This window comes from Fodinicola feengrottensis, from assembly GCF_010993775.1.
Lineage (GTDB): Bacteria > Actinomycetota > Actinomycetes > Mycobacteriales > HKI-0501 > Fodinicola > Fodinicola feengrottensis.
This window is the reverse complement of record NZ_WOTO01000095.1, coordinates 1-20,700: the sequence shown is the minus strand read 5'-3', so window position 1 is coordinate 20,700 and position 20,700 is coordinate 1. Positions and strand designations below refer to the sequence as shown.

25 protein-coding genes and 5 pseudogenes are annotated in these 20,700 nt (G+C 67.9%); 11 read left to right on the top strand and 19 right to left on the bottom strand.

All coding sequences use genetic code 11. The features are described 5' to 3' along the window. Positions 1–231: TetR-like C-terminal domain-containing protein (locus tag GNX96_RS46220; RefSeq protein ID WP_279583321.1), on the top strand; the 231-nt coding region annotated here is incomplete at its 5' end. A 206-nt stretch (positions 232–437) separates the two neighbouring features. On the opposite strand, the gene GNX96_RS46215 is transcribed toward GNX96_RS46220, so the two are convergent. From GNX96_RS46215 to GNX96_RS46205, 3 genes are read right to left on the bottom strand one after another with little or no spacing between them, the layout of a single operon-like run. Beyond that, complete coding sequence (locus tag GNX96_RS46215) at positions 438–1,007, bottom strand: mycothiol transferase (protein WP_163573728.1); 570 nt, start codon at positions 1,005–1,007, stop codon at positions 438–440. Positions 1,008–1,030: 23 nt separating this feature from the next. Further along, complete coding sequence (locus GNX96_RS46210) at positions 1,031–2,092, bottom strand: AI-2E family transporter (protein ID WP_279583320.1); 1,062 nt, start codon at positions 2,090–2,092, stop codon at positions 1,031–1,033. Then, on the bottom strand, positions 2,079–2,444 hold the full coding sequence (locus GNX96_RS46205) for a GNAT family N-acetyltransferase (protein ID WP_279583319.1): 366 nt from the start codon (positions 2,442–2,444) through the stop codon (positions 2,079–2,081). Before GNX96_RS46205 ends, GNX96_RS46210 begins: the two co-directional genes overlap by 14 nt. Positions 2,445–2,792: 348 nt before the next feature. Between GNX96_RS46205 and GNX96_RS46200 the strand changes: the two genes are divergently transcribed. The 3 genes from GNX96_RS46200 to GNX96_RS60505 all read left to right on the top strand — a co-directional run bounded on the left by GNX96_RS46200 (position 2,793) and on the right by GNX96_RS60505 (position 4,234). After that, positions 2,793–3,032, top strand: coding sequence for a hypothetical protein (locus GNX96_RS46200; RefSeq protein WP_163573727.1), 240 nt, complete (start codon positions 2,793–2,795; stop codon positions 3,030–3,032). Between the two features lie 522 nt (positions 3,033–3,554). Further along, positions 3,555–3,965: a nucleotide disphospho-sugar-binding domain-containing protein gene (locus GNX96_RS46190; RefSeq protein WP_279583322.1), complete on the top strand. Its 411-nt coding sequence runs from the start codon at positions 3,555–3,557 to the stop codon at positions 3,963–3,965. Positions 3,966–4,042: 77 nt separating this feature from the next. Beyond that, complete coding sequence (locus GNX96_RS60505) at positions 4,043–4,234, top strand: hypothetical protein (RefSeq protein ID WP_279583318.1); 192 nt, start codon at positions 4,043–4,045, stop codon at positions 4,232–4,234. A 61-nt stretch (positions 4,235–4,295) separates the two neighbouring features. Here the strand turns inward: GNX96_RS60505 and GNX96_RS66795 are convergent. Both GNX96_RS66795 and GNX96_RS66790 read right to left on the bottom strand, forming a co-directional pair. Beyond that, a pseudogene (locus GNX96_RS66795) lies at positions 4,296–4,676 on the bottom strand (hypothetical protein); the annotation flags it as partial. Between the two features lie 82 nt (positions 4,677–4,758). Beyond that, a pseudogene (locus GNX96_RS66790) lies at positions 4,759–5,373 on the bottom strand (MFS transporter); the annotation flags it as partial. A gap of 184 nt (positions 5,374–5,557) precedes the next feature. On the opposite strand from GNX96_RS66790, the pseudogene GNX96_RS66785 reads away from it, so the two are divergent. Further along, a pseudogene (locus GNX96_RS66785) lies at positions 5,558–5,719 on the top strand (hypothetical protein); the annotation flags it as partial. Positions 5,720–5,960: 241 nt separating this feature from the next. Beyond that, positions 5,961–6,446 (top strand): MmyB family transcriptional regulator, encoded by a 486-nt coding sequence (locus tag GNX96_RS66780; RefSeq protein WP_390624340.1) that lies wholly within the window; start codon positions 5,961–5,963, stop codon positions 6,444–6,446. Positions 6,447–6,465: 19 nt separating this feature from the next. Here GNX96_RS66780 and GNX96_RS46175 read toward each other — a convergent pair whose 3' ends face one another. The 12 genes and pseudogenes from GNX96_RS46175 to GNX96_RS46135 form a co-directional block, all read right to left on the bottom strand. Further along, positions 6,466–7,755: a C2 family cysteine protease gene (locus GNX96_RS46175; protein WP_163573724.1), complete on the bottom strand. Its 1,290-nt coding sequence runs from the start codon at positions 7,753–7,755 to the stop codon at positions 6,466–6,468. Positions 7,756–7,828: 73 nt separating this feature from the next. After that, positions 7,829–8,995: a cytochrome P450 gene (locus GNX96_RS46170; RefSeq protein WP_313885958.1), complete on the bottom strand. Its 1,167-nt coding sequence runs from the start codon at positions 8,993–8,995 to the stop codon at positions 7,829–7,831. A 205-nt stretch (positions 8,996–9,200) separates the two neighbouring features. Next, entirely contained in the window at positions 9,201–9,671 is a 471-nt protein-coding gene (locus GNX96_RS60500) for a cytochrome P450 (protein ID WP_279583315.1), read from the bottom strand. Positions 9,672–9,745: 74 nt separating this feature from the next. After that, entirely contained in the window at positions 9,746–10,429 is a 684-nt protein-coding gene (locus GNX96_RS60495; protein ID WP_279583314.1) for a cytochrome P450 family protein, read from the bottom strand. After that, positions 10,426–10,827: a cytochrome P450 family protein gene (locus tag GNX96_RS60490; protein WP_279583313.1), complete on the bottom strand. Its 402-nt coding sequence runs from the start codon at positions 10,825–10,827 to the stop codon at positions 10,426–10,428. Before GNX96_RS60490 ends, GNX96_RS60495 begins: the two co-directional genes overlap by 4 nt. After that, positions 10,797–11,195, bottom strand: a complete 399-nt coding sequence (locus GNX96_RS60485; protein ID WP_279583312.1) for a cytochrome P450 family protein — start codon at positions 11,193–11,195, stop codon at positions 10,797–10,799. The genes GNX96_RS60490 and GNX96_RS60485 overlap by 31 nt, the downstream gene beginning before the upstream one ends. After that, the gene (locus tag GNX96_RS60480) at positions 11,135–11,695 is read right to left on the bottom strand and encodes a cytochrome P450 family protein (protein ID WP_279583311.1); all 561 of its coding nucleotides are present in this window, start codon (positions 11,693–11,695) and stop codon (positions 11,135–11,137) included. The genes GNX96_RS60485 and GNX96_RS60480 overlap by 61 nt, the downstream gene beginning before the upstream one ends. Further along, positions 11,692–12,306, bottom strand: a complete 615-nt coding sequence (locus GNX96_RS46155) for a GTP-binding protein (protein ID WP_163573723.1) — start codon at positions 12,304–12,306, stop codon at positions 11,692–11,694. Before GNX96_RS46155 ends, GNX96_RS60480 begins: the two co-directional genes overlap by 4 nt. After that, positions 12,287–12,643, bottom strand: coding sequence for a DUF742 domain-containing protein (locus GNX96_RS46150; RefSeq protein ID WP_163573722.1), 357 nt, complete (start codon positions 12,641–12,643; stop codon positions 12,287–12,289). Before GNX96_RS46150 ends, GNX96_RS46155 begins: the two co-directional genes overlap by 20 nt. A 175-nt stretch (positions 12,644–12,818) precedes the next feature. Further along, a pseudogene (locus GNX96_RS46145) lies at positions 12,819–13,094 on the bottom strand (roadblock/LC7 domain-containing protein); the annotation flags it as partial. Continuing rightward, a complete protein-coding gene (locus GNX96_RS60475; RefSeq protein ID WP_279583310.1) occupies positions 13,091–14,524 on the bottom strand; it encodes an ATP-binding protein in 1,434 nt (477 codons plus the stop codon). The gene GNX96_RS60475 and the pseudogene GNX96_RS46145, both read right to left, overlap by 4 nt. A 273-nt stretch (positions 14,525–14,797) precedes the next feature. Then, a complete protein-coding gene (locus GNX96_RS46135; protein ID WP_163573721.1) occupies positions 14,798–15,628 on the bottom strand; it encodes a class I SAM-dependent methyltransferase in 831 nt (276 codons plus the stop codon). 170 nt (positions 15,629–15,798) lie between these two features. Here GNX96_RS46135 and GNX96_RS46130 point away from each other — a divergent pair, with 170 nt between their 5' ends. Next, positions 15,799–16,275, top strand: coding sequence for a Fur family transcriptional regulator (locus GNX96_RS46130; RefSeq protein WP_163573720.1), 477 nt, complete (start codon positions 15,799–15,801; stop codon positions 16,273–16,275). Next, positions 16,259–18,483: pseudogene (gene katG, locus GNX96_RS46125) on the top strand (catalase/peroxidase HPI). The gene GNX96_RS46130 and the pseudogene katG overlap by 17 nt, the downstream one beginning before the upstream one ends. Before the next feature lie 194 nt (positions 18,484–18,677). Here katG and GNX96_RS46120 read toward each other — a convergent pair. Next, positions 18,678–18,851, bottom strand: coding sequence for a hypothetical protein (locus GNX96_RS46120; RefSeq protein ID WP_163573719.1), 174 nt, complete (start codon positions 18,849–18,851; stop codon positions 18,678–18,680). 108 nt (positions 18,852–18,959) lie between these two features. On the opposite strand from GNX96_RS46120, the gene GNX96_RS46115 reads away from it, so the two are divergent. Next, complete coding sequence (locus GNX96_RS46115) at positions 18,960–19,103, top strand: hypothetical protein (protein WP_163573718.1); 144 nt, start codon at positions 18,960–18,962, stop codon at positions 19,101–19,103. Positions 19,104–19,173: 70 nt separating this feature from the next. Continuing rightward, positions 19,174–19,872: a DUF998 domain-containing protein gene (locus tag GNX96_RS46110; RefSeq protein ID WP_163573717.1), complete on the top strand. Its 699-nt coding sequence runs from the start codon at positions 19,174–19,176 to the stop codon at positions 19,870–19,872. Here the strand turns inward: GNX96_RS46110 and GNX96_RS46105 are convergent. Next, positions 19,850–20,203 carry a hypothetical protein gene (locus GNX96_RS46105; RefSeq protein ID WP_163573716.1) on the bottom strand — a complete coding sequence of 118 codons (354 nt, stop codon included), beginning with the start codon at positions 20,201–20,203 and terminating at the stop codon, positions 19,850–19,852. The two genes, GNX96_RS46110 and GNX96_RS46105, sit on opposite strands and share 23 nt — an antisense overlap. Positions 20,204–20,351: 148 nt before the next feature. On the opposite strand from GNX96_RS46105, the gene GNX96_RS46100 reads away from it, so the two are divergent. Continuing rightward, positions 20,352–20,700 (top strand): hypothetical protein (locus GNX96_RS46100; protein ID WP_163573715.1); only part of this gene is annotated, 349 nt, incomplete at its 3' end.

Below are 20,700 nucleotides of genomic sequence, written 5' to 3'. Positions count from 1 at the left end.
GCGTACGAGTCGATTGGCCGGCCGCCGGCACTGGCACTGCGTTCAGTTCTCGACCGCTGGATCGAACGCGGCGAGATCGACCCCGACGCGCCCGTGGACATCATCGCCGGCGTCCTGCCCTCATATGCTTTCCGGCAGATGGTCGCCCGCCGCGAGAAACTCGACGAGGCGACGATAGCCGCCCTGATTGACCACGTCCTGCTGCCAGCCCTACGACACCGCCGCGGATAACTACACCGCTGGTTGGCCGTAATGCCTCATCGCGTGCGTCGCACGTGGATCCAGCGATCCGGGCGGCGGGGCGTACTCACCGCAAGTCAGGCCTGAGTTGCCTCGCGGCGGCTGCGCGACCGCGGGTCGCGCGCATGGGGAACACGTACTGGAAGCGTTGCTTGGCCTTCTGCGGTGACGCCACGGACTACGAGGCAGGCTAACGGCTATTTGAGGGGAGAGGGGCGCCAACCGGCGGGCGGATCCTCGCCGACGCGGCCGTCGACGGCCTCGCGGAGCAGGTCCGCGTGGCCGGTGTGCCGCCCGTACTCCTCGATCAGGTCGCACACGAGCCGGCGCAGGCTGGCATGGCGGCCGTCCGGCCAGGTGAGCCAGACGAGTTGGTCGAGCCCACCGTTGGCCAGGGCGGCAGTGAGGGTCGCTCGGGATCGCGCAATGGTCGCGTCCCAAAGCGCGTACAGCGCCCCGGGGGTGTCCGCGGCGGCCGAGGTGAAATCCCAGTCGGCATCGCTGTCCCAGTCGGTGGTGTCCCAGGGGGCGTTCATCGGCGCGCCGCTGAGCTTGGTGGTGAACATCTGGTCCTCGGCGCGCGAAAGGTGTTTGAGTAGACCGCCGATGGTCATCGAGGACGCGCCGATGCGGGTCCGCAGGCCCGTCGAGTCGAGGTTGTCGGCCTTCCAGCGGAAGGTTGTACGCAGGCGGTCCAGCGCGCCGAGAAGGTGCTCGGCCTCGGTGCCGGCAAGGGGCGGTTCCCAGGGGCATGCTTCTTCGGTCATGGAGCCACCGTAGAACGTTTGCTTCAGGATTTCTTTGGTAGGTCCTGTTCACTGGTCAGCAGCGCATGCGCCCAGCCGGCTTTAGGGTCCACATCGACGAAGAGCGCCTTGACCAGCAGTGTCATCGGGACCGCGAGAATCGCGCCGATCGGCCCGAGAATCCAGCCCCACAGCACGAAGGAAAGAAACGTGACAATGGGGGACAGTCCAATGGTGTCGCCGACCACACGTGGCTGGATGACTGTCTGGACAACGAAGTTGATGACGAGGTAGACCGCGATGACGATCACCATCAGCTGCCAGCCACCGCTCAACAAGGCGAGCAGCGCTGGTGGCACGATGCCAAGAAACGGGCCGATATTGGGAATGTAGTTGGTCAGGAACGCCACTACCCCCCACAGCCACGGCAGCGGAATGCCCAGCACCATAAGTGCGATGGTGTCCAGCGCGGCGACCGCGAGTCCGCAGATCGTGTTGACCACGAGATAACGGCGGGTGTCCCGCAGAAAGCCGGCCACCGCCTCGGCGATCAGCGGCCGGTCGACCGCGATGGCGATCCGCCGCGCGTCCACAGTGGACGTTTCCAGGCTCACGAAAAACAGCAGGGACAGCACGAAAACCACGTTGCTGCCGATGCTGGTGGCGGTCGTCAGCAGCGATCCGACATAGCCGATCACGCTGCCGATGTTCAGGCCGCTCAGGATCGATTTCACCTGCGTTGTGGTGACCCCGAACCTCGCCAGCTGCGAGAGAACCTCGGTCAGCAAAGAGTTGGCCCGGCCGGCGTACGTGGGCAGCAGCGCGGCGAGTTGGGCGATCGAGACGACCAGGACGGCGACGAGCGCGATGATTATCGCGTACACCAACAGGATCAGGATGGTCGTCGCCAGCCAGGACGGCACTCGATGTTGGCGCAGCCAGCTTGCCACCGGGCTGCTCGCGATGACGATCACCATCGCCAGGAACAGCGGCGCGACGAGCCACGCACTCGCCAGCAGGCCGCCGAGCACGATGACAGCGCCCGCCATGGCGAGCAGCACCACCACCGCACGAGGCAACAAGGGGGTGGGATCAGCCGAGGTCACCCGTCGCATCGTAGAGCTCTTTCGTGAGGAACACTCGGCTGGTTCCGGGTGGGTCGCAGGGAACCTCGCCGAAAACGCGCCAGCCACGGGCGACGTAGAAGGCAGGTGCCTGGAAACTGATCGTGTAGAGCACCCCGGCGCGGCACCCGCGCCGGCGGGCTTCTTCCTCCGCCTGCCGCAGAATTTCGCTGCCCAACCCGGCACCGCGAAGCCCTGCTGGTAGGTAGAACAGGTCCACGAACAGCAGACCCAATGAGGTGCGGCCACTGAGGCCGCCCACCACCCGCTTGCTTTCCGGGTCCCTGGCGAGCACCGCCAGCGGTCGGCGATCGTCGATTCCCGTTTCCCGCACGTTGAGATCATCGAGCCCAGCTGAAATCAGCGCGACATCCTCGTCAGCAGGGTGATCGGTGACGAAAAACGGATGCTGCCGCCGGCGCGGGGCGCTTCGGCCGCTGATTCAGTCATGCTCCCGACCGTAACTGGCAGGTCTGACAACTACTCCGGGCTGGCGCGGAGGGCAGCCGCAGGTTCACTTTTGTGTACGATCGTGGCTGGGGGACTGTCGTGCCCAGCGCGGTCGGGTACGAAGCTGTGCGTTGGCTGAGAGCGGCCCGATGCGCTGGTTCTGGCAAAACCCCCAGATCGCCGGTTGGATCAAGGACGAGAGGCTGACTTCACAAGAGATGGGACTGCCGGAATGGCAAAGTACGCGATTTTCGTGCCGCCCGCACACGGGCACGTGAATCCGACCCTGGGAGTCGCGGCGGAGCTGGTGGACCGCGGCGAGGACGTTGTTTATGTCGCGGCGGAGCAGTTCCGGGAGTCCATCGAGTTCACCGGCGCGCGGCTCAAAGCCCATGCCGACCCGCCGACGCCGGACCCGACCGTGGGCCGGGCCGGCGGCGTTGTTCGCGATGTTGGCCGAGGTGGGGCGTGAGGTTCAGCCGTGGCTTTCGCCGTGGCTGGCCGCTGAGAAACCCGACCTGGTGCTGGCGGACCCGATGGCGTTGTGGGGTCACCGGGAGGCCGACCGGCAGGGGATTTCAGTCAACGGATCCTACGTGTCGTACATGGGCACCACCCTCACCTCTGCCGTTCTTGCCAGTGCGAGCGCGAAACAGATGATGGACGCGATCACAGCGTCACCCGGCTACGCTGACTTCACCAAGGTTTTCGGCACTCAGGCGAACTATCCGTTCGAGGCATTCGAGCGGGAGGATCGGACCGGCATTTCGTTCATGCCGCGCGAGTTCCACCCACAGGGCGCGAACATCGGCGAGGAGGTGGCCTTCACCGGGCCGGCGATTCGCCCGCGTGCGTACACCGGCGACTTTCCCTTGGAGAAGGTGGAAGCCGGCAACACGCTCTTCATCTCACTCGGTACGGTTTTCAACAACCAGACGGAGTTTTTTTTTTCCGGTCCTGCTTCGAAGCTTTCGCCGATTTGCCATGGACGGTCGTGCTGTCGCACGGATTCCGGGTTGATCCGGCCGAGCTCGGACCGGCGCCGGCGAATTTCCTGCTCGCGCCGTCGGTTCCGCCGCAGCTGCCGGTGCTGGAAAGGAGCCGGCTTTTCATTACCCACGGCGGCATGAACAGCACCATGGAAGCGCTCTGGTACGGCGTACCGCTGGTTGTTGTGCCACAGATGCCGGAGCAGGCCCTGACTTCTCGTCGAGTCGCCGAACTCGGTCTCGGAGCCGCCCTGGATCCCAGTGCCATCACCGCGGAGAAGCTCGCCGCGGCCGTACGAACAATCGACACCGAGCCGTCGTACGCCGACAACGTCGCGGAAATGCGCAAGCATTGCCACGACGCCGGCGGCGCGAGCAAAGCCGCCGACGTCCTCATGAAGAGGGCCAGGTACTAGCGACGGCGGGGTGCCAGCGCCAGGTACGTGAGAACCGCGCCGATGGTCGACAGGATCGCGAGGACGATTCCGAGGACGTGAAAGGCGGCGGTCAGATCGCTGGCAAGGCCCGCTCGGTCGGGCTGGGCGACCTGTCCCTGGACAGCGAGCCCGGCCAGTCGTACGGCCGAAGCCGCGGCGACGCCATGCTGGCCGAGCTGGCCAGCGGTCAGCGTGGTGAGCAGCGCCGCGGCACCGGCGACCGGCGACGGCGACGGATTCGCCGGTGATCCGCATCGTGTTGAAAATGCCGGCGGCCGCTCCCGCGTTGTGGACTGGGACAGTGCTGATGGCGGCGTTGTCCATCACGCCGAACGCCAGGCCGACCCCAGCCCCGAAAGGCAGCAGCGGCAGCGCCAACGCCAGCCACGACCCGTCACTGTGCAGCGTCGTCAAGAGCAGCGCGCCGAGGGCGATCATCAAGGACGCGGCGGTCAGCACCGTGCGTACGGACGTACGAGCGGCCATCCAGCCGGCGGCCAGCGGGAGCAGCAACACGGGCGCGGTCATCGGGAGCAGCAGAAGACCGCTGGAAAAGGTGCTCTGACCAGCGACTCCTTGAAGGTAAGCCGGCAGGTAGATCAGCAGAATCACGAAACCCAGCGTGACCGTGAAGGGCTGGCACACCACGGCGACGAATTCGGGCTTCGCGAACAGGCGTACGTCGAACATCGCCCGGTCCGCCCGCCTGATCTCCAGCACCGCGAAGCGCGGTCAGCGCGATGGCGGCGGCGAGCAGAAGCAGCGTGCCCGGGGCTGTCCACCCGGCCGCAGCGGCCTGGACGAAGGCGTACGACAGGCAGCCGAGTCCAGCGGTGAAGGTCGCTACGCCAGCGAGGTCGAGCTTGCGTCGGGCGGGGTCGCGAGATTCGCCGGCTCGGGTCGCGACCAGCCATATGGGCACCGACATCACCGCGACCAGCAGGAAGACCGACCGCCAGCCGGCAAGTTGGACCAGCGCTCCGGCGGCGAGCGGCCCGATCGCGAGCCCGGTCCCGAACGAGGTGCCGAGGATGCCGAAGGCCAACTGTCGCCGTCGCCCAGAGGTGGCTTCGGCCAGCACCGCGGCGCCCGCGGCCAGTACGGTCGCCGCGCCGCAGCCTTGGATCGCTCGCGCGAGATCCACCAAGACCATCGACGGCGACAGTGCGACGAGCAGCGACATCACGCCCACCACGGCGATGCCGGTCAGCAGTACGCGGCGGCGGCCGAGGCGGTCGGCCAGGCCCCCGGCGGCCAGCGGGAGAGCGGCGAAGGTGATGTTGAAGGCGTTCAACATCCACTGGGCCGTACCAACGGACGCCCCCAAGTGCGCGGCCATGCTCGGCAGCGCCACCGCGGCGCCGGTCACCGAGAAGGGCAACATCATGCTGGCGGCCGCGACCGCCAGGACGACCGGCCAGAACGTACGCCGGACGGGCACGGCGGCGCCGGTCTCGGGTCGAAGATCAAGCGAGGAATTAGCCATGCCAGCAATGGTTCGCGGCAGCGGTCAGCAGATGAAGTGACAGCCGTTCCCTGGGAATGACAGGGCCACCTTACGAGCCGCTGTCATGGGCATACTGGATGGCGTGGACGCTGACCCGAGGACAATCGCCGGCAGTCTCGGCATGTATTTGCGGGCCCGCAGGGCCGCGGTGTCACCCGCTGAGGCGGGGCTGCCGTCCACTGGCCGCCGTCGGGTGCCGGGCCTGCGTCGCGAGGAGGTCGCCGAGCTGGTCGGCCTCAGCACCGACTACTACGTGCGCCTGGAGCAGGGGCGGGGCCGACCGGCCGTCCGACGAGGTCCTCGATGCGCTGTGCCGGGCGCTGCTGCTGGGCGCGGCCGAGCGAGCCCACCTGTACGACCTGGCGAGGCCACCGCGGCGCGGCGCCACCTCGGCGGGTCGCGCCCCGGTCCTGCGAAGCACCCTCGGACAGGTTGTCGAAGCCATCTCGACCGGCCCCGCGCTGATCATGAACGACCGCAACGACGTGCTGGCCTGGAACCGCCTCGCGGCTATCCTGATCGCCGACTTCCCGCGACTGGGCGTACGCGACCGGAACATGGCCCGGCGGATCTTCCTGGACCCGCAGGCGCCGCGGATTCACCTCGACTGGGACGAGGCCGCCCGTACGACCGTGGGCATGCTCCGGATGGCGGCCGGGCGGCGGCCGCAGGATCCGGAACTGGTCCGGTTGATCGGTGAACTTTCGGTGCAGAGCCCGACCTTTCGCGGCTTGTGGGCCAGCCACCACGTGCATGAGAAGACCCACGGGCCCAAACACTTCCGGCACCCGACCGTCGGGGACCTCACGCTCACCTACGAAACATTCCAGGTTCCGGGCGCGGCCCACCACCTGCTGGTGGTCTACACCGCTGCGCCCGGCAGCCCGGCCGAAGAGGCACTGAATTTCCTGAGCAGTTTCAGCCCCGAGGATCTGAGCCGCGCAGAGCCGTGAGGGCCCGCCGGAGATCCGCTCATCGCGTCAGTACGGCGGTGGCTTCGTTGAGGTGGGTGAGCGCCTCGTCGAGACTCAGCCAAACCTCCCATTTGGTTTTGCTGGCCGCGTCGCCCCACGGATTGCCGAGGCAGATCCGGCCGGCCCGGGTGTCGACCTCCTTGACGAAATACTCATGGCCGCAGACCAGCCGGCCGCCGAGCACGGTGTCCCGGTCCGACCCTCCGCGGGTGCCGACGGCCACCGCGTGGCCGCTGCGGAGGTGGCCGTCGATCCGCCAGGGCAGGTCGCGGCTGTCGGTCGGCAGCCGGACCGGTTCGCGGCCAGTGATGATCGGAAACGCCCGGCGCGCCCAGCCGCCCTCGATCGCGGCATATCCGGCGCACTGTTGCGCGTACGCCTTTTCGTAGTAAGCGGGCCACATTTCGGCATAGGCGGGGTCTTTCGTGTGGCCGGTGGCGCCCACCAGCACGCCGCCGCTGACCGGCAGGTCTGGGGTCACCGTCACCGGGCACGGGTGCCGGTCGTCCTCGTCGTACAGCAGCACACACTGACCGTACCGTTCGGATTCTGCTTGATATGGCGCGGCAACCACTGCGGGTTGGCCTTCGCCACCGCCTGCAGGCTGGTCAGGAACCAGCAGTCGCCGATCAGGCCCTGCAGCACGTCCTGCCAGGCCATCGCATCCGCCGCGCCCTCCACCCGATAGCCGGCGTCGGTCCGGTACGCGCGGTCGTCGAGCACCACGAACGGCCCGGCCGGCACCCAGCCAGCCGTCGACATCGTCGTCCTCCAGGCCGTCCATGCCCGGCTGGGTGGCCGAGATGCAGGCGCCGACCAGGCTGGCCACATGTGGGCTGGGACGTTCCAGCAGGAGGTTGAAAAGTGCTTGTACGCGACAGAAATCCCACGAACGCTCGAGGTGCTCAGCGGCCAGCAGGAGCCGCCCCAGCGCGTCGAGGCCCCGATTGCCGAGGCGTCCGAGAACGATGTCGAGCTCGGCTGCGTGCAGCTCGTACAACAGGTCCTCGACGGCGTCGGCCCGGCCGTCGGCGTCCGGTGCCTGGGGCGCGATGATGAGCGTCGCGGCGATCCGCCGGTATGCCGCCTCGACGCGGTATTCAACGGCCGGCGGGCCTGGAAACTGCCACGGCTGCTGGGGCTGGATCGGGTGTCCACCGCGCTGATAGAGCATTTTCGGACGGGCGAGCCGCTCCACTCCGTCGTACGCGGCGAGGGCCACGTCGACCTCTGGGACGTTGCCGACCGTACGCGCCCAGCGCTTCCAGTGGTCGCGATGGTAATTCATCTATCCATCCAGATGGTCTGACAAATGTCATCGACTTTCGTGCTGGTCACAGTGGATCAGCGTAGCTCGGTCTTTATTGCCAGGTGACTGGGAGGGAATCGACGCCATAGATTTGCTGGGTGTCCCGATAGGTGAGTGCATCGGGGTCCACGGCGAGGCGCAGGTCGGGAAAGCGGCGGAGCAAGGCTGGATAGGCGACCTGGAGTTCCAGCCGGGCCAGTGGTTGGCCGAGGCACTGGTGCACGCCGAAACCGAAGGCGACGTGGTGGTTCGGGCTTCGTCTCACGTCCAGCGCGTCGGGAGCGTCGTACACCGCGGGGTCCCGATTGGCCGCGTCGGCGGCCGCGATGACACCCTCACCAGCGCGGATCAGCACCCCCCCGACCTCGACGTCCTCGAGAGCGACCCGGCGATGGCCCAGGTGGGTGATGGTCAGCAGCCGCAGCAGCTCCTCGACCGAGCTGGAAGCAGCGGTGGGGTCGTCCCGTACGACCGCGGCCTGCTCGGGATTTCGCAGCAGCACCAGCGTGCCCAGACCAATCATGTTCGCGGTCGTTTCGTAGCCAGCCACCAACAAAAGCACCGAAGTCAGGACGACTTCCGGACCGCTCAGTCGGCCCTTGGCCAGCAGCCGGCTGATCAGGTCGTCCCCGGGTGTAGCGACCTTGGCCGCGACCAGCTCGCGCAGGAAGCCGACCAACTCGTTCCGCGCTTTCGTGACCTGTTCCGGGGCGCCGTGCGTGTCCAACATTGCCCGGCTCTGGTCCTGGAAGAACTGGTGGTCGCCGAAGGGCACGCCGAGCAGCTGGCAGATCACCGTCGAGGACAGCGGCAGCGCGTACGCGCCGATCAGGTCGGTAGGACGCGGTCCGGCGGCCATGCTGGTCAGCAGCTGGTCGACCGTTTTGGTCACCAGCGGACGCAGTGACTCGATTCGCCTGACGGTAAACTCGCTGGTCAACGCCTTGCGGTGGTGGGCGTGCTCGGCGCCGTCCATGCGCAGGAAGGTGCGCGGCGGCCGGCCGCCGGCGCTGCGATGTTGTGGGTAGCCAGGTAGGTCGTTGTCCGCGCTGAACCGCCGGTCGGCGAGCACGGCGCGTACGTCCTCGTGCCGGGTCACCAACCACGGGGTGCTGCCGTCGGCCAGCGTCACCCGGCTGATCGGATCGTCGGAGCGGAGCCTGGTCAGCTCCGGCGGCGGATCGTACGGGCAGGTCCGGGCCATCGGGAAAGCGGTCAAGATCTTCCTCACGAAAGTCGCTTGTCGTTGTGCGCGACCGATTCTAGTGCGGGACCGGCAAATGTGAGAGATGTCATGAGTGGATCGGTAGCTTCCGCGAGGGTGACGTTGTGGGGGATGGAAGTTCGGCATATCCGCCCCAGAACGTCACCCTCGCGTCTGTTTAGCGAAGATGAACCGGAAAGGACTCCAGGTCGTTCTGGGGTCATGATCGGCAGGTTCCGGAGTTCCGCGGATGGTACGGCGAGCCGCAATCCGGGGAAGCGAGCGAAAAAAGCGCCGGCAGCGCGATCCCGGCTTCCAGCCGCGACAGTGCGGCGCCGGGGCAGATGTGTGGGCCGTGGCCGAAAGTCATGTGCCGGATGGGTGTGGACCTGGTGACGTCGAAGAAATCAGCGTCAGGACCGTGGTGCGAGGCGTCCCGGCCGATGGCGCGGTACGAGATGACCACGCCCTCACCTTTTTCGATGACGAAACCGTCGACGTCGATGTCCTCGGTAGCGAATCGCATCAGGAGGTGGGAAACAGGCGGATCCCAGCGCAGCGCCTCTTCGACGACCGAAGTCCACGGAACCGCACCGGCCAGTACGAGTGCCAGCTGATCGGGGTGGGTCAGCAATCCGCGTACGGCGTTGAGAATCAGCCCGATGGTTGTCTCATGTCCGGCCGCGACCATCGACTTGAGGTTGCCTACGACTTCCTCCTCGGTCAGCGGCTCGCCGCCGTCGTCGGCCAGGATCAGGGCGCTGGTCAGGTCATCGCCGGGGGGGCGGTCTTTTCCCGTACCATATCGGTGAAAATAACGTCCAGCTCGGAGATGACCGCAAGCCGCTCGTCCTGTGGGGTCAGCATCGAGAAAAACGCCTTCCACAGCCGCATTTGCCGCGGAATCTCGCTCTTGTCCACGCCCATCAAGGCGCAAACCACACCCATGGGCAGCGGCTGCGCGAAGGTGGTTTTCAAGTCCACGCGGTCAAGATTCTGCAAGTCATCGAGCAGCGATCTGGTCAGTTCGTCGATGACCGGACGCAGCGCTTCCAGTCGGCGCGGAGTCACCGCCTGGGCGGTTTTGACCCGGAGCCGGCGATGTTCGGCGCCGTCGACGGTGAACATCGAGCGACCGGGGTCGACCATCCCGATCAGCGGCCATTGCTGGTTGACGATGCCGGACTGGAAAAGTCCCCAGTGGTTGATGTCCTTCACCAGCCGGGAATCGGTGAGCAGCCGGCGGGCCACCGCGTGGCTGGTCACGGTCCAGGCTGGTACGCCCAAAAGGTCGATGCGCGCAAAAGGGCCGGCGGACCGCAGCTTCGCGGTTTCGCCGGCCAGATCTCGTACGAGCGGATCGATGACAATGGTCTGGTTCCTCGACTGGCGAGGACTTGTTAATCGGTGCTGGGAAAAACGTTGGGTCGCTAAGTCGGGGTCATTCATGGTAATTGCCCTCCAACGGGTCGCACAGCGGTGAACCGTACCGGCAGTGCGGTCATCCCGCGCAGGAATGCCGACGGGCGTCGGACCAGGGTCCGCGCCGGCACGGTCAAATCGAGGTCAGGCAGCCGGTCCAGCAGCACCTCGATGCCGGTCCGGGCGGTGATCTCGGCGATTTCCTGGGCCGGGAAAGGGCACCGGTATTCGCCGTAACCAAAAGAGAAGTGCGCGCTGTTGCCGCTCTGGCCACCGGCCAGATGGCGTTGGATCTCCGGGTCGGCGTTGGCCCCGGCGAGCCCGAGCAGCAGCATGTCGCCGGACCGGATCGGTCGACCGGCGAGGGTGGTGTCCCGGGCGGCCCAGCGGCCGCTCAGGATCTGGGGGTGGGGGTGTCCTCCCACAGGACTTCGTTCATGGCCTGCGCGACGCTGTGCCGGCCACCGCCGAGGGCGGCGGCGAACCGATCGTCGGTGAGCATCAGCCGGATCGAGTTGCCGATCCAGTCGGCTGTCGGGAGGACCCCGGCGGCAGTTGTGTCTTTCAGGTCCAGCACCACCTCCTCGTCGCTGTGTCTGGCCGGGTCGGCCAGCAGCCGGGAGGCGACATCGGCGCCCGGGTGTGCACGTTTGGTCGTGACCAGTCGCTGCATGTGGTCGGTGTAGCTCGCGTACGCCTGCTGAGCGCCCGGCCCGCCGTCCGCGAGCTCGTTCAGCACGTACGCCAGCTGACGACTTTCCGCGTCCGGGAAGCCGATGATGCGGGCGAGCACGAGCACCGCACCGGCAACGGACCGGCGAAATCTGCGACCAGGTCGGCCTCGCCACGTCCGCAGAAACCGTCGATGAGCTCGTCGGACAGCTGCTCGGCGTGCCGGCGCAGCTCGAACGCGTCGACGCTGGCCAGCGCCTCGCTCACCATGCTCGCGTGCCGGCGGTGCGGCTCGCCCACGGTGTAGTAGACCGAGGCCTGCCGCTGGCCGATCATCGGCAGCAGCGGCCAGTCCGCCGGAATGTGCGGCCACTGATTCCACAGCCCGACATCGCGCGGGAACAGGTCCGGATCGGACGTGACCTGATGCAGCTCGCGGTAGCCAATCACCAGCCAGGCCGGGAAACCGCCGGGTAGCTCTACGGACACCACCGGTCCGTGCTCGCGCCGCATGTCCTCGTACAGGCCGATCGGATCGGTGTGAAAACGCGGGCCGCTGAGCGCAACGGCGTTCTCGGCGAGCACCGGGCAACCGGTTTCGGCGGGCGTGGGCGTGCTCATACGGTGTTCTCCCGAGCGGTCATAAGGTTCTGGAGGTGCTCGACGAGCGCGATCAGCACCTGTTTGCTGGAGGCGCGGGAGCGTACGTCACAGTCGATCAGCGGCACCTGCGGCTCCAGATCGAGCGCGTCGCGGACCTCGGTGAGGCTGTGTGGTTTGCCGCCGAAGTCGTTGCGGGCCACGATAAACGGCGTGCGGTGGTGCTCCAGCCGGTCGATCGCGTACCAGGAGTCGGCGAGCCGCCGGTCGTCCACCAGCACGATCGCGCCGAGCGTGCCGGTGAACAGCCGGTCCCACAGGAACCAGAAGCGTTCCTGGCCGGGTGCCCCGAAAAGATAGAGAACGGTGTGCGTGTCGAGGCTGATCCGGCCGAAGTCGAAGGCCACCGTGGTCGAGGATTTGTACGGCACGGCCCGTAAGTCGTCCAGATGCTGACCCGCCTGGGTCATCGTTTCCTCGGTGTTGAGCGGCCGGATGTCGCTGACCGAGCGGACCATCGTCGTCTTGCCGACGCCGAAGCCGCCGACGATGACGATTTTGAGCCCGTTGTCGGCGGTCTGGCTGAGCGGCGTACGGCTGGCCGGCAGCACCTCAGAGATCGCGGAGTCCAACGAGCACCTTCTCCAGAGTGGTGTGGTCCGGGAGCTGCGCCACGCCCAGCGCCGACTGCGGATGGCGAACGCTGATCCAGCCGGCGTCGAGCATGTCGGACAACAGGATTTTGGCGATGCTGACCGGAAGTCGCAGGTCCGCGGCGATCTCCACGACAGCCACCGGCCGGCGGGTCATCCGCAGGATCGCGGCGTGCTCCGATTGCATCCCCTGGGCCGGTTCGGCTTCGCCGACCACCAACGTGACCAGGTCGAAGCAGTCCCTGCTGGGCCGGCTGCGGCCACCGGTGAGGGTGTACAGCCGGTCCGGGTCGTCGTCGCGGCCCGCCAGGCTCATTCCGGCGTGGCCTCCTCGGCTGTGGCGCGCGGGGCCGCGCTGAGGCGTTCGCGCCGAGCTGCTCGACCAGCTCCAGCATGTTGTGCCCGACCAGGCCCGCGTCGGCGTCCTCGGCGGCGATGACCGCCACGTGGCTGCCCTGGCCGGCTTCGACAATGAACAGCACGCCGCCGTAGAACTCGGTCATCGACTGGCGTACGCCGCCGGAGCCGTCGCCGAACTCGATCGAGGCGCCATGCGACAGGCTCTGGATGCCGGCGGCGATCGCGGCCAGCTGGTCGGCCTGGTCCTCGGTGAGCGCGGACGTACGGCACATCTTCAGCCCGTCCCTGGACAGCACCAACGCGTGCCGGGCGCCGGGCGTACGACTCAGCAGCCCTTCCAGCAGCCAGGCAAGATCGGCCGCGTGGTACGAGTGGGCGTAGTAGTAGTGGGCAAGGTCATCGGTCATCCTCCGTGCCCAGCGGGTTGTCCTGCCCGGTGACGGCCCGCCGGAAGGCGCCGAAACGGGCGCCGGCCGGCTCCGGGCTGCGTCCCGATGACACCGGCTCGGGGCTCGCGCGGGGGAGCGTCGTCCGGGTAGGTGGCGGCGAGCGTACGACCGCGCCGGCGCCGCGGCAGGCCGGTGGCCGTGTCGCCGACCGGTTCGGACTCGCTCGGACCGCTGGTCAGCGCCGCCCGTGTCTGGGTCGGCAGGCTGATTGGACCGTCGGTGCGGATCCGGGTGATCAGCTCGTGCGGGATCATCACCACCACTCCGGTGCCGCCGATCGCGGACGGCCGGAACGACACCTTGAGGCCGTGCTTGCGGGCCAGCCGGCCGACCACCGCGAGACCGAGCCGGCTGCCGGACAGCATCGACAGGTCGCCCACCTCACCGGACACCGCCTGCTCGGCGCGACGCAGCGCGGTCTCGCTCTCATCACCAGGCCACTGTCTTCGATGGTGACCACCGCGCCGGCCGTCACCTCGGCCACGTAACCGTGAACTTCGGTGGTGGGCGGGGAAAAAGTGCACGCGTTGTCGAGCAACTCGGAGAGTACGTGCATGACGCCCTCGGCCGCGTGTGCCGGCGACCGCGATGTCGGCCACCGAGCGCACTCGTACGCGCTGGTAGCCGGCGATCCGGCCCATGGCGCCCCGCAGGATCGACTCCATCGGGATGGGCCTGGCCCACCGCCGCCCGGACCGCGCACCGCTCAGCACCGCGATGCTGTCGGCCAGCCGGCCGGCCTGCGCGGTGCGGTGGTCGAGCAGCAGCAGGTCGCCGAGCACATCCTCGTCGGCGTGCCGGTGCTCCATTTCGCGCAGGTCCGCGAGGGTCGCGGTGGTCATCGCCTGCATCCGGCCGGCCGCGTTCGCGCACGCCGCCATGGCCGCCGCCCGGCGGTTCTCGCTGCGCCCGGCCTCGGCCGCCACCATCCGCAGGATTCGCTCGTACGCACCGATTTCCGGTCGCGGGACGCTGGCCAGCGCGGTGTCGGTCGAGGCGCCTTCGCGGAGCCGGGTGAGCACCGGGGCGACCGTCTCGTCGGCGAACCGGTCCGCGGCCGCCGCGAGGTCGGCGGCGTAGGCCCTGGCCTGCGCGGCGACCTCGTCCTGAGCGCGGCCGGCGTCGTCCCGGGCCCGCTCGCCGGCCCGGACCGCTTCGTCCCGCACCCGGGCGAGGTCCTGGCTGGCCTGGTCCCTGGCCCGGGCCACCTCCTCCTGCGCGCGGACGACCTCGTCGCGCGCCCGGTTGGCTTCCTCGCGGGCGTGGTTCGCCTCTTGGCGGGCGTCGGCGGCGTCCCGGCGGGCGCGCCGGATCCGCAGCCGGGACAGCAGCAACACCGTCACCACGGCGAGCAACAGAGCGGCGGCGGCGATGCCGTACACGATCATCAAAGGGAAACTCCTCGGAGCGGCGTACGCGCAGACCTGCTCAACCCCGGGACCCTATTGGTAGGAGCGACCTCGGCGCCAGCATGATCGGCTGGCTACTTTAGGCCATTCCCCGAACACCGGAGTCAGTCAGGTCGTTGTCTTTTGCTGTGCGCACCAACGATCTCGCCATCGCCGATCAGCGAATGCCACGCACCGGCGGATAAAACGGGCAGAACCTCGCCGTTTCGTTACTGTGCCGGGGGATCGCGGTGGCTCTGTGTTGTCAGTGGTTCACTGGTCCGCGGCTCGTGCGGTGACCAGCCAGGCCGCTGACCTCAACAGCACACCTTGCGGGGTTTCGTACGCAAGCAGCCGATCGCGCAACGCGGCGCCGAATTCCGCCAGCGTCTCCTCGGGCAAATCGGCTAACGCCGCCCGGTTCGACGGAATGTGCTGGACGAACTCGGCGGCGTCGGCGGCGTCCGTTCCGACCGGCAGTGGCTCGGTGAGTGCGGCCATCGTGACGTCGACGAATCCGGTGTTCGCGAGCAGTGTTCGTACGACTTCCGGGTCGGCGAGCGTGAACGGGCCGGGAGCGTCGGCTGGCTGCTCAGCTTGCCGCTGGACGTAAGGGGCCAGCGCGGCCAGCTGTACGGTCCGGTGCTCGTTGCGGTTTTCGTCTTGCCAGCACACAAAAGCGAGCCGGCCGCCGGGCCGCAAGGCCCGCCGGAGGTTGCCGAACGCCGTTTCGCGGTCGTCGAAAAACATCACCCCGAGTTGGCTGATCACCGCGTCGTACGCACCGGCCCCGAAGTCGTACGACTGCACGTCGGCGGCCTCGAAACGGACGTTGTCGCGGTCCGCGGCCCGCTCTCGGGCGCGGGCCAGCATCGGCTCGGACAGATCCACGCCGAGCACCTGCCCGGCCAGCGTGGCCGCGATCCGGGTGGTGGCACCGCAGCCGCATCCCACGTCGAGCACGCGATCGGTCGGTACGAGGTGGGCCGCCGAGAGCAGCCGAGCGGTCAGCGGCCGCAACATGGCGTCGTACCGATCGTCGTGCGCCGCCCAGAACTGGCCCGACTCGCCGTTCCACTTCACTGCCTGCTCCGCGTTCGCCATCCGTCGACGCTAACCCTTGGCCGCTCTCGCCTTGGCCGCGATGCGGGTTCAACCTCCACGCGCCCAAAGGGCCGCCCTCGAGCGTGGGAGTGAGCGTTACTGAGGAAGACTTCACGCGACACGCAGGGCTATTCTTGATTCATTCAAGAAAATGCGCCAGACTACGCGGTGTGTCGATGACTTCGGACTACGAGAGCATGTTGCGCGAGGCTTCGTTGCGCGTGACGCGTCCTCGGGTGGCGGTGCTGACGGCGGTCTACGACCATCCGCATGCCGACACGGACACCCTCATCGGGGTCGTAAGGGCAGCCATCGGCGAGGTGTCCCACCAGGCCATTTACGACGTGTTGCGGGCCCTGACCACGGCCGGTCTGGTACGCCGGATCCAGCCGGCCAACTCAGTGGCCCGGTATGAGTCGCGGGTGGGGGACAACCACCACCACATCGTGTGCCGGTCCTGCGGGGTGGTCGCCGACGTCGACTGCACCGTCGGCGACGCGCCCTGCCTGACGCCCTCCGACGATCACGGTTTCGGGATCGAAGAGGCCGAAGTCATCTACTGGGGCCTGTGTCCCAGCTGCACGACCACACCAGTTTCTGAGGACATCTCAGACCCCGGAAAGGAATCCCATGTCCGACAGTCCTGACGCCGTCGTTGGCGAGATGAACGAGCCCACGGCGGGCGGATGCCCGGTCTCGGTCGAGCGCTTCAACCACCCGACCGAGGGTGGCGGCAACCGTGACTGGTGGCCGAACCAGCTCAACCTGGCGATCCTGCGCAAGCACTCCGCGGTGGCTGACCCGATGGGCGTCGACTTCGACTACGCGGCCGAGTTCCAGACCGTTGACCTGGACGCACTGGCCCAGGACGTCGACGAGGTGCTGACCACCTCGCAGGACTGGTGGCCGGCGGACTTCGGGCACTACGGCCCGCTGATGATCAGGATGGCGTGGCACAGCGCCGGCACGTACCGGATCCAGGACGGCCGCGGCGGTGCTGGCGCCGGCATGCAGCGGTTCGCGCCGCTGAACAGCTGGCCGGACAACGGCAACCTGGACAAGGCCCGCGCCGCCTGCTGTGGCCGGTCAAGAAAAAGTACGGCCGCAAGGTCTCCTGGGCCGACCTGATGGTCTTCGCCGGCAACCGCGCGCTGGAGACGATGGGCCTCAAGACCTTCGGCTTCGCCGGCGGCCGCGCCGACGTGTGGGAGCCCGACCAGGACGTCTACTGGGGCCCGGAGCGTACGTGGCTCGGCGACGAGCGCTACACCGGTGACCGGGAGCTGGAGAGTCCGCTCGGCGCGGTCCAGATGGGCCTCATCTACGTCAACCCGGAAGGCCCGAACGGCAACCCGGATCCGCTGGCTTCCGCGCGCGACATTCGCGAGACGTTCCGCCGGATGGCGATGAACGACGAGGAGACCGTCGCGCTGATCGCCGGTGGCCACACCTTCGGCAAGACTCACGGCGCGGCCGACGCGGACCAATACGTCGGCGCCGAACCCGAGGGTGCCTCGCTCGAAGAGCAGGGCCTGGGCTGGAAGAACAGCTTCGGCAGCGGCAAGGGCCGGGACGCGATCACCAGCGGCATCGAGGTCACCTGGACCTCCACGCCGACCCGATGGAGCAGCAGCTTTTTCGACAACCTGTTCCAGTACGAGTGGGAGCTGACCCAGAGCCCGGCCGGCGCGAACCAGTGGCAGCCCAAGGGCGGTGCCGGCGCGAACACCGTTCCGGACCCGGAGACCGGCGAGCTGTCCCGTACGCCCACCATGCTGACGACCGACCTGGCGCTTCGGTTCGACCCGATCTACGAACCGATTTCGCGGCGTTTCCACGAAAACCCGGACCAGCTCGCGGACGCGTTCGCACGCGCCTGGTACAAGCTGACGCACCGCGACATGGGCCCGATCCAGCGCTACCTCGGGCCGCTGGTGCCGCAGGAGTCGCTGCTCTGGCAGGACCCGATCCCGGCCGTGGACCACGAGGTCATCGGGGCGGCGGACATCGCCGCTCTCAAGAGCCAGATCCTCGCCTCCGGTCTGTCGGTGTCCCAGCTCGTCTCGGCCGCATGGGCGTCGGCCTCCACATTCCGCGGCAGCGACAAGCGCGGCGGCGCCAACGGCGGCCGGATTCGGCTGGAGCCGCAGCGCGACTGGGAGGTCAACGACCCGGCCAACCTGGCTCAGGTGCTTCGTACGCTCGAAGGCATCCAGGAGTCCTTCGGCAAGCCGGTGTCGATCGCTGACCTGGTCGTGCTCGGCGGGTGCGCGGCGGTCGAGAAGGCCGCGAAGGACGGCGGCCACGACATCGAGGTGCCGTTCATTCCGGGGCGTACGGACGCGGCGCAGGAGCAGACCGATGTGGAGTCGTTCGCCGCGTTGGAGCCGACCGCGGACGGGTTCCGGAACTACCGCGGCAAGGGCCACCGGCTGCCGGCGGAATACCTGCTGATCGACCGGGCGAACCTGCTGACCCTGAGCGCGCCGGAGATGACCGTGCTGGTCGGCGGCCTGCGGGTGCTCGGTGCGAATTTCCAGCAGTCGCCGCTGGGCGTGCTCACCGACAGGCCGGGGGTGCTCACCAACGATTTCTTCACGAACCTGCTCGACATGGGTACGCAGTGGAAGCCGACCGGCGGCTCGTCGGACGACGCCGAGAGCTTCGAGGCCCGCGACGCGAGCGGCCAGGTCAAGTGGACCGGCAGCCGGGTCGACCTGGTCTTCGGCTCGAATTCCGAGCTGCGGGCCGTCGCCGAGGTCTACGCGAGCGACGACGCGCAGGAGAAGTTCGTGGAGGACTTCGTGGACGCATGGGACACAGTCATGAACCTCGACCGGTACGACCTGGGCTGATTCCGTCGTCCGGGTTGGCCATCCGGTCGGCCCGGACGTCTCTTTGGTAAAGTTTCTCTGGTGATCCGTCGCCAGGACAGTCAGCCGTTCCGATTCGGGTGGCGCGCGTTCCTGGCCGTTGTGCTGATCGCGCTCACCCTGCCCTTCGGCGGGGTGAGCGCGTCTTCGTTGGCGAGCGATCCGGTCGCTCCCGACTACTCGCGATCCGCGCCGCTGCGGGTCTCACGGTCGCCACCGAACCGGCTTCGGTCCGTGGCACCGTCCCGCGTACGGACCCGCACCCGGCCAGTGTCGGGGAGCCTCTCCCGAGTGCGCCGAGGTCGCGGACCTTTCTCGTACGGCTCGTACGAGAGACGCCTGTCCACCATCGCGCCGGGTCCGTCCACGGCGCACGAGGCCCGCCTCCGGTCCAGGACTGAGATCCCTTCGCGGCGTTTGGGCTGCGTCTTTCCTTTCCTGACTGTTGAAAGGTCATCATGGCTAACGACTTCGACTGGCTGAGCGTGCTCGCGGCCATTGCCATTCTCGCCCTCCTGTTCCTCTGTCCCGTCGCCGTTATCTGGTGGGACCAAAGAAAACTGCGGCTCGCCGACCGAGCGGACCCGAACCAGTCCGGCTGAGCTGGCAAGGGCGTCGGAACGGCGTGGGCCCACCGCGCCGCTCTGACCGCCTTGCTGCAAAATGTGAGGAATGAAGACGACTTTGGTACGCGTGGGCGCGTGGTGCTGGTTGCTGGCGCCGATCCAGTTTCTGGTCCTCCAGATCATTGCCGCCGCCGCGTGGGCGCACCCGTACAACTGGTTCGACAACTACATCAGCGACCTCGGCAACACCGTTTGCGGCCCGATCAAGCTCACCGGTGCGACCTCGACTTACATCTGTTCGCCGCTGCACGGCGTGATGAACACCGCTTTCATCCTCGCTGGAGTTCTGACCATCCTCGGCACTGTTTTGCTGTGGCGCGGGCGTTACTGGACTCGTCGCGTCCTGGTCGCCGTCGCGCTGTGCCTGCTGGTTGCCAACGGACTGGGCAAGGTGCTGGTCGGGTTCGCGCCGGAAAACGTCAACCTTGCCCTGCACGGCGTCGGCGCCCTCAACATTCCGATTGGTTCGATCGCCGCTGTCCTGCTGGGGCTGGCGATGCTGCGTACGGATCGCGCGGCCGGCATTTTCTCGCTGGTCGTCGGCGTGGTGGTGGGCTTCGTCGCCTTCGTGCTCTTTGGGGGCGGCCAATATCTGGGACTGGGTGCCGGCGGAATGGAACGGCTGGCCGAATATCCGGCCGAAATCTGGCTCGGCGTCATCGGCGTGCTGGCGATTGTCGGCCGCCCGAAGCCGGTGCCTGCCGCATCGGACCTGACCTCTGCTACTGAGCGATCGGGCGACTGAGGACGCTGGACAGCCCGTGGGCCGCCGCGCCGGTGGTGGTGAGCGTGGTGGTCGACGTGCTGTCGGCGTTGGCCACCACGTTTGAGGCCGAGACGGCGTTGGTGCCGAGCGCGTCGACATTGCGGGCCATGCTCTGGATCCGCGGGTTCCAGGTGCAGAGGTGATCCTCGAAAGCGGGCGTCACGACCGGGTCGCTGGCCTGTTCGGCGGCGCCGCGGAGCTGGCCGTCGACGTGGCTGGCCCAGCTTTCCCAGTCGGTCGACGTGCTCGCGGTCGTACGACCGGCGGTGCCCACCGCGTCCGGGTCGACGTCCAGATAGCGGGCTGGCATAGGGGATCCCCATCGTCGGCTGGCGAACACTTTCGTGGTCAGTCTCTCGCGCCCGCGCAACCCTTGACAGGGCCTGCCACTCTCGCCTGGACCCTTGGTTTGGCTTCTGACCAGATCCAGCCGAGAACCGACGCAGGACGGAGGGGCCGTGGCCGCGCTGCAGCCGTTCGACAGGCATCCAGCCGATCCCGACACGCTCCGCGGCACCAGCACCACCCTGGCCAGCGACGCGGAGTCGGCGCTCACCCTGGACGGTACGACCCAGCAGGCGCACGCGCCCGTACCAGCGAACTGGAAGGGCACCGGCCACCCCGAAGCGGCCGCTGCGGCACAGCGGATCAGCGCTGACGCCGGGCAGGTGCGCGGCGGATTGTCGGCGGCGGCCGTGGCACTGGGCGCATGGTCGGGGTCGGTACAGGAGTTCAACACCGCGGTCGACGGCATCGTCGCGCAGCTGGGTCGCGCCGGCAGCGGCAGGACCGGCGACCTGATGACCC